The 7797-nt window shown below is 61.1% G+C and carries 6 protein-coding genes; 1 reads left to right on the forward strand and 5 read right to left on the reverse strand.

Annotation, left to right across the window (positions count from 1 at the left end):
• Positions 1-6 precede the first annotated feature (6 nt).
• The 5 genes from NDJ82_RS20490 to NDJ82_RS20510 all read right to left on the reverse strand — a co-directional run bounded on the left by NDJ82_RS20490 (position 7) and on the right by NDJ82_RS20510 (position 6839).
• On the reverse strand, positions 7-2445 hold the full coding sequence (locus NDJ82_RS20490; RefSeq protein ID WP_250926181.1) for a TonB-dependent siderophore receptor: 2439 nt from the start codon (positions 2443-2445) through the stop codon (positions 7-9).
• A gap of 183 nt (positions 2446-2628) precedes the next feature.
• Positions 2629-3597: a FecR domain-containing protein gene (locus NDJ82_RS20495; RefSeq protein WP_250926182.1), complete on the reverse strand. Its 969-nt coding sequence runs from the start codon at positions 3595-3597 to the stop codon at positions 2629-2631.
• The gene (locus NDJ82_RS20500; protein WP_112192600.1) at positions 3594-4112 is read right to left on the reverse strand and encodes an RNA polymerase sigma factor; all 519 of its coding nucleotides are present in this window, start codon (positions 4110-4112) and stop codon (positions 3594-3596) included. Before NDJ82_RS20500 ends, NDJ82_RS20495 begins: the two co-directional genes overlap by 4 nt.
• A gap of 100 nt (positions 4113-4212) precedes the next feature.
• A complete protein-coding gene (locus NDJ82_RS20505; RefSeq protein WP_250926183.1) occupies positions 4213-4920 on the reverse strand; it encodes a 3'-5' exonuclease in 708 nt (235 codons plus the stop codon).
• Entirely contained in the window at positions 4917-6839 is a 1923-nt protein-coding gene (locus NDJ82_RS20510; protein ID WP_250926184.1) for a putative nucleotidyltransferase substrate binding domain-containing protein, read from the reverse strand. Before NDJ82_RS20510 ends, NDJ82_RS20505 begins: the two co-directional genes overlap by 4 nt.
• A gap of 246 nt (positions 6840-7085) precedes the next feature.
• Between NDJ82_RS20510 and NDJ82_RS20515 the strand changes: the two genes are divergently transcribed.
• Positions 7086-7532, forward strand: coding sequence for a response regulator (locus NDJ82_RS20515; protein ID WP_158878562.1), 447 nt, complete (start codon positions 7086-7088; stop codon positions 7530-7532).
• The last annotated feature ends 265 nt before the right edge of the window (positions 7533-7797 follow it).

Here is a 7797-nt window from a genome sequence, read left to right on the forward strand (position 1 = left end):
ACCGTCTTAGAATTTGTAGTTCACGCTGGCGACCACGTTACGCTGGTCACCGTAGTAGCAGTAGAAGCCGTCGCAGGTCGACAGGTAATCCTTGTTGAAGATGTTCTTGGCGTCGACTGCCACGGTCACACCTTTCATGGAGCTGTTTACGCGGCCCAGGTCGTAGTGCACCGAGGCGTCGTATACGGTGTAGGAGCCCACATGACCGAGGTCGGTGTTGGCGGCATTGCCGTAGGTGTCGCCGACGTAGCGCACGCCTGCACCCACACCGAATCCGTCCAGCATGCCGCTGCGCCAGGTGTAGTCGGCCCAGCCGGTGGCTTGGTTGCGAGGCAGCTGGTTCAGACGATTGCCTTTTTCTGCGGCAACACCTTCAGTGATTTCACTGTCGTTATAGGTATAGGAACCCACGAGCTTGAGGCTCTCGGTAACGTCGGCGCTGGCTTCCAATTCAAGTCCACGGACTCGTACCTCACCGACTTGGCGAGTGATGCTGCCTTCGGTGACCGAGGTGTTTTGTTGGGTCAGGTCGAACACCGCAGCGGTGAACAACGCTTTTGTGCCTGGCGGCTGGTATTTGACACCGGCTTCATATTGCTTGCCTTCGGTGGGCTTGAATGCCCCGGTGCTGCCCACTTGTGTACCCGAGCCGGCCTGGAATGATTCAGCGTAGGAGAGGTACGGGGTGATGCCGTTGTCGAAGACATAGCTCAGCGCTGCGTTACCGCTGAAATGCTTGTCACGCTGAGTATTGGTTGCGTCGTTGAGGTTATGGAACGTGGTGCCGGTATGGACCCAGTCTTCACGCCCGCCGAGCGTCAGGCGCCAGTTGTCGAGAGCCATTTGGTCTTGAAGATAGAGACCGGTCTGCTGGGTCTTCTGGTTGTAGTCGTACATGGTGAAGTAGGTGACTTTCGAGAAGTCCTGCCCATACACCGGACGGTTGAAGTTGATGGTCGGCACGCCCGCCGAGCCCCACAGCCAGCGCGCATCGCTGTCGGAGCGCTGGTGGTCGAGGCCCAGCAGCAGGGTGTGATTGATTGCACCGGTCTTGAAGTCAGCCTGGAAGTTGTTGTCGACGGCGAACTGGCCGATGTTTTCATCGACCTTGCCAGCTGAACGACTCACGTTGCCATCGGCATCAACCGCAACTTCAGGGCCATTCGGAAAGAACGCGCCACCGGCGGTAATGCCCTGGAAGGACAGGTCGTTCTTGGTGTAACGCAGGTTTTGATGGAACTGCCAGGTGTCGTTCAGGCGCGTCTCGAAGGCGTAACCCAGCGCGTAGTAAGTGCGGTCATAGAATTCCCAGTCCGGATCACCCAGGTTTTTGTGGTGGGAAATCTTGCCGGCCGGTGAACTCAACTTGGTGCCTTGCAATGGCAGGAACTGCCCGGTGATACCCGTATCGTCGCGGGTGAACTGGGTCAGTAGCGTGAGCCTGGTGTCGTCGTTGATATTCCACGTCAGGCTGGGTGCGACGTTGTAGCGCTTGTCCGGGATGTGATCGACAGCGGTGTTGCTGTCGCGCACCACACCGCTGACGCGGTAGAGGAACTGGCCTTCATCGTCGACCTTGCCGGTGCTGTCGAAGTTGATCTGTTTGTGGTTATTGCTGCCGGCTTGAACTTCAATTTCATTCGAGCTTTGTGCCTGAGGGCGGCGGCTGACCATGTCCAGCAAACCGCCAGGCGGAGTCTGCCCATAGACCGAAGAGGCCGGGCCCCGCAGGACGGCAATGCGCTCAAGATTCCACGTGTCGATTTTCGGCGTGGCGTAGTTGCCTTTAGGGAGTGGCAGGCCATCAAGGAATTGCGTCGGAACAAAACCGCGTACCAGCAGCCAGTCACTGCGCGAGTCGGAGCCATAGCCGCTGCTCTGCACGCCAGCGGTGTACCGCAGGGCATCGTTAAGGTTGAGAACGGAGCGGTCTTCCATTTGCTGACGAGTGATCACCGTGACCGAGCGAGGCAGTTCGGCGATAGGCGTATCGGTCTTGGTGCCAGCCGCTGTGCGGCTGGCGACGTAACCCTCCACCGGCCCCCAAGCGCTTTCGCTATCACCCTGCCCAATGATGCTGGTCTCTGGCAACGCCACAACCCCCTCGGGAATCGCCACCAAGGTAAACGTCCCAGCGCTGCTCTGCTCCAACTGCAACCCGGTGCCACGCAACGCTTCGCGCAGTGCGCCTTGCGCATCGAACTGGCCTTTGACCGGAGCCGAGGTCTTGCCCGCCGCCAGCGCCGGGTTGAGGGTCAGCGCGAGGCCGGCCTGGCTGGCGATCTGGTTCAGGGTCGTGGCCAGCGATGCGGCAGGCAGGTTGTAGGCACGCACGCTGGACGCCTGTTCGGCGGCGAACAGCGAGGTGCTGGCCAGCGGGGCGCTGAGGGCAATGGCCACGGCTAACAGGCTGGGGCGCAACAAGGTGTCTAGCGTGCGGGACATGGGCGGCTCCTGAATGGAAATATTTCTCAATTGCCTAGGTGCCGAACGAGAATCGAAAAGTGATAGGGCAGGGCGAAAATATTTTTGTGGGGTGTTTGAGGACCTCATCGGGGGCAAGCCCCGTCCCACGAAAATGTGGGAGGGGGCTTGCCCCCGATAGCGATCGCCCGGCGACCACAGCCCCTACGGCTTACCCTTGACCGTCACCCACCACGGCGTGTGCTGCTCGATCCGCACCGGCAGGGTCGGCAGCAGGGCGTTGAGCGCCAGCGTGGTGTCGTGCAGCGGGAAGCTGCCGGTGATGCGCAGGTCAGCCACGTTTTTGTCCACGCCCAGGTAGCCGGTGCGGTAGCGGCTGAGCTCATTCACCACGTCGCCCAGGCGGGCGTTGTCGACCACCAGCATGCCGCGGGTCCAGGCGTCGGTGGCAGGAGTGACGGCCAGCAGTGGGCCGAGGCCGTCACTGCGCATCAGCACTTGCTGGCCTTCCTTGAAAGTCTGTTCCTGGTGCAAGGCTTCCGGCTGCGCCGCGACTGCCGATTGCAAAACGCTCAATCGCGTGGCGCCTTCCTCGCGCTTGACGATAAACCGCGTGCCCAGCGCTCGCAGGCTGCCGTCGCGGGTTTGCACGTAGAACGGGCGCGCATCGTTGTGGCCGGTCTCGACGAGGATTTCGCCGTCCTGCAACACGATCAGCCGGCGTTTTTCATCAAAACGCACGTCGATGGCACTGTGGGTATTGAGGTTGATCCGGGTGCCGTCCGCCAGTTTCAGCGTGCGCTGTTCGCCGGTGGCGGTGCGCTGGTCGGCCAGCCAATAGTGGATCGGCACATAGCGCTCGCCGGCAAACAACGCCAGACCGCACACCAGCGCGATACTCGCCAGGCCAGTGCCGAGCTTGCGCACCCGCTGGCGAATGCCTTCGCGCGACTGCAGCAACGCCGCCCGCGCCGGGCCCGAGGCCACGCCGAAGCGTTGGTCGAGCATGCCCAGTTGGCGCCAGGCGCGAGCGTGTTCTTCATGGCTGGCCAGCCATTTGCTGAACTCTTCGCGTTCCACGGCGCTGCCGTCGCCGGAGTCCAGAGACAACTGCCAGGCAATCGCCGCATCCAGCACACGGGCCGACACCGGCTTTGCGCTGATCGCACTCACGTCGGCTCGCCATACAGCGCGATATAGCACTGGCGAATGCCCTGGGCCAGGTACTGGCGCACGCGAGGCACCGACACGCCGAGGCGCTGGGCGATCTCTGCGTGACCCAGGCCGTCGAGACGGTTATAGAGGAAGGCGGCGCGGGCCTTGCTCGACAGCTTGCCGAGCAGGCGGTCGATGGCCTTGAGGTCTTCGAGGATCAGTTGCTGTTCTTCCGGGGACGGGTGTTCGCTTTCCGGGATCAGCATCAATTCGGTGAGATAGGCCTGTTCCAGGGCGGCGCGACGGAAGTAGTCGAACAACAAGCCTTTGGCGATCGCCACCAGAAATGCCCGAGGCTCGCGGGGTTCGCGCAACTCGTCACGGCCCAGCAGGCGCATGAAAGTATCCTGGCTCAGGTCTTCGGCGCGGCTCGGGCAGGCCACATTGCGCCGCAGCCAGGCCAGCAGCCAGCCACGATGGTCGCGATACAACGCGCCAACAAGCTCACTGTGTGGGGTCTGGGCCGACGACAAGGCATCACCGAATAAACAAGGGGTTTAAACTAACGAGAATTATTCGCGATTGTGTCAGAGGCGTGGGGTGGGCGCAATTGGCGTCCGTCGGGAGATGACATTAAAACGATGGCGCTCGTTTACGCCGTTTCCATTGGCTCAAACGCTCCTGCAGCGCCTGTGGGGAGTCGATGTGCTGCTGTCGCGCACGGCTGAACAGAATCAGCATCAGTTCCGCCGTGGCCAGGGCATCGGCGCTGGCGTGATGGCGTTCGCCCACGTGCAGCTGGAAATGGTTGATCCAGTCATCCAGCCCGGCTTCGCGGATATGCGCCTCGGGGCACAGCAGCGGGGCGATGTCGGCCACATCCAGAAACGGGTGCGCCAAGCGATAACCCAGGCTGTCCTTGAGTGCGCGGCCCAGCATGTGCTGGTCGAAGGGCGCATGGAAAGCCAGCAATGGGCTGTCGCCGACGAATGCCATGAAGTCCAGCAGCGCTTCTACCGGATCACTGCCGGCGGCGATGGCGCTGGGGCCGAGGCCGTGGATCAACACGCTGGGGCTGAGTTTTGTTTCTGCGCGTTGCAGGGTGCGCTCGAACAGCTGGCAGAAATCCACCGCGCCGTCTTCAATCACCACTGCGCCGATGGACAGTACCTGATCACGGTTGAGGTTCAGGCCGCTGGTTTCCAGGTCCACCACCACCCAGCGTTGGGCGCGCAATGGGGTGTCGCCCAGCGGCACCGGCTTGGACAGTTGCTCCAGGCGCCGTTGTTGCGCGGCATCGAGTCCAGGCTTTTTCGTACGTAGCCAGTCGAACCAACTCACAGTTGGTACCGCAACGTCAGGCTGCTTTGCAGACGCTGGGCCTGGCGTAGGGATTCACGCAGGATGCGGCGGTCGAGGTGGTTGAGGCTGTCGGGGTCGACGCGATTGGAATACGGCTGGTTCTCGCGGGTCTGCAACTGGTGCTGCTGCATGCGGGTTTGCTGGATAAAGTGGTACGCCTCTTCATACGCGGCGCCGTCCAGCGGCTCGATGACCTCCTTGGCCACCAACTGACGCAGGCGCTCCAGGGTGTTGTTGGCGTGAATACCATTGGCCAGCGCCAGCAGGCGCGCACCATCGACGAATGGCGTGAGCCCCTGCACTTTGAGGTCGAGTGTGGCCTTTTCACCGCTTTTGCGTGTCAGCACGAATTCACGGAAACGTCCTACAGGTGGCCGTTGGCGCAAGGCATTCTCTGCAAGCATGCGTTGAAACAGCCGGTTATCCGCCACCTGATCCAGAACGCTTTGGCGCAAGTGCTCGCAACCCTGTTCATCGCCCCACACCACCCGCAGATCAAAATAGATGCTCGAACCCAACAGGTTTTCCGGCGTCGCCTCACGAATAAACGCCGCAAACCGCCGCGCCCATTCCGCCCGCGACAGGCACAGCTCGGGGTTGCCGGCCATGATGTTGCCTTTGCACAGGCTGAACCCGCACAGCGCCAGGCTCTGGTTGATCTGCTGCGCCAGGGGCAGCAACCGACCGCGAATCTCGGCGGCTTCCACCGCGTCCCTGGCCTCGAACAGAATGCCGTTGTCCTGGTCGGTGTACAGCGTTTGCTCGCGACGGCCTTCGCTGCCGAAACACAACCAACTGAAGGGCACACCGGGGTCGCCTTTTTCGGCGAGGGTCAGCTCGATCACCCGGCACACGGTGTGATCGTTGAGCAGGGTAATGATGTGAGTAATCTGGGTGGACGACGCGCCATGGGCGAGCATCCGCTCGACCAACTGGCCGATCTCCCCGCGAATCGCCACCAGGTTCTCCACCCTGGGCGCGTTGCGGATGGTGCGGGCCAGGTGCACCAGGTCGACCCGTTGCAGGGAAAACAGGTCGCGCTCGGACACCACGCCACACAGGCGCTGGTCCTTGACCAGGCACACATGGGCGATATGCCGCTCGGTCATGGCGATGGCGGCGTCGAAGGCGCTGTGGTCCGGGGTCAGGAAGAACGGCGCCTGGGTCATATGACTGTCGATGGCCTGGCTGAAATTGCTGGTGCCGTCGGCCACCACATGGCGCAGATCGCGCAGGGTAAAAATCCCCAGAGGCGCCTGGTGCGCGTCGACAATCACAATGCTGCCCACTTGTTGCTCGTGCATCAGTGTCACCGCTTCGCGCAGCGGCGTGTCCGGGCTGCACATCACCGGGTGGCGCATGGCCAATTCGCCCAGGCGGGTGTTCAACGAATATTGAGTGCCGAGGGTTTCCACGGCTTTTTGCTGCACCTGCTGGTTGACCTGATCCAACAGGCTGCTGACGCCACGCAGGGCAAAGTCGCGAAACGGGCTGGAGAGGGCGAACAGCTTGATAAAGGCCGGTTTGTTCAATTGCAGGCAGAAGGTGTCTTCGGCGGCTTTATGCTCAGTGCGCGTGGCCCGTTCGCCCAGCAGCGCGGCGAGGGGGAAGCACTCGCCGGTGGTGATTTCAAAGGTGGTTTCTGCCGACTCCGGCCGCTCGCCCACGACGCGGCCTTGCTTGACGATGTAGAAGTGCTCCACCGGCCCGCCCAATGGCTTGAGAATGCTCTCGCCGGGGCCGAAGAAGCGTAATTGACACTGTTCAACCAAAAACGCCAGGTGCGCATTTTCCATTTGATTGAATGGCGGGAAACGTTGCAGGAATTGCAGGGTGCCGTGGATGTTCTGCAACACGGCGGTTTTACCCGCCTGCGTGAAAGCATCAGCTTTACTCATAACAGTGACCGCAGTTTTTTTGTCGTTATCGTCCTGCATGGTCGGCTCCTACGCGGTGGGTGCCCATTGGACGTAAGTCTAGGTCGATACAAACGGCACACACCTAGGGAAAAACCTTACATGAATATCGTCCAAACCCCGTAGAACACCCACTAGGCAAACTTTCCGACGAAGTGCACATTGATCGCCCTTCCGCAGATGTCTGACGAGTGTGCTGGGGGATTGATGAAAACTGCTGAGAACCGTATGTCCGACCACGATATTTTGAGTGATGCCGAGCGCGAGGCGCTGAGCGCCGTGATGCTGGAGCCTGATTTACCGCCACAACGCGTGTTGATCGTCGACGACGACAAGGACGCACGCGAACTGCTGGCGGAGATCCTGGGGCTGGACGGTATTCGCTGCATGACCGCCGAGAGTGGTGAGGCGGCGTGGGATTTATTGAAATCCAGCAGTTCCATCGGTTTGCTGATCACCGACTTGCGCATGGCACCGAGCAATGGCCTGGAGCTGATTCGCCAGGTGCGAGAATCCACCCGTGCCGCGCTGCCGATCATCATCATGTCGGGGGATGCCGAGGCGCCGGACGTGATTGATGCCATGCATTTGAGCGTGGTGGATTTTTTGCTTAAGCCGATTGATAGCGTGAAGTTGGCGAAGCTGGTGAAGCGGGAGTTGGGGATGGCTTCCTGAGCGTGTCGGTAGCTGTGCCGGCCTCATCGGGGGCCAGTCGAATCGTCGCACCGCCCCTCCCACATTTTTGACCGCAGCGCAGTTCAAGTGTGGGAGGGGGCTTGCCCCCGATGAGCATAGGTATCTACACAACTTCCTGTGGATACTGAATCTATGGCAACTGGGCTGTTGTGGTGAGCGGGCTTGTCCCGCGCTGGGCTGCGAAGCAGCCCCATCAAAGCCACCGCGTTTTTTCAGAAAAACCAAGTTGCCTGGTTTTGGGGCT

Source organism: Pseudomonas sp. SR18 (assembly GCF_023701505.1).
Classification (GTDB): Bacteria; Pseudomonadota; Gammaproteobacteria; order Pseudomonadales; family Pseudomonadaceae; genus Aquipseudomonas; species Aquipseudomonas cyclaminis.

What these genes read in the sequence shown, in the direction of transcription:
- NDJ82_RS20515 (WP_158878562.1), top strand. Translation starts at nt 7,086, where the DNA reads ATGTCCGACCACGATATTTTGAGTGATGCCGAGCGCGAGGCGCTGAGC.
- NDJ82_RS20490 (WP_250926181.1), bottom strand. Translation starts at nt 2,445, where the DNA reads ATGTCCCGCACGCTAGACACCTTGTTGCGCCCCAGCCTGTTAGCCGTG.
- NDJ82_RS20510 (WP_250926184.1), bottom strand. Translation starts at nt 6,839, where the DNA reads ATGAGTAAAGCTGATGCTTTCACGCAGGCGGGTAAAACCGCCGTGTTG.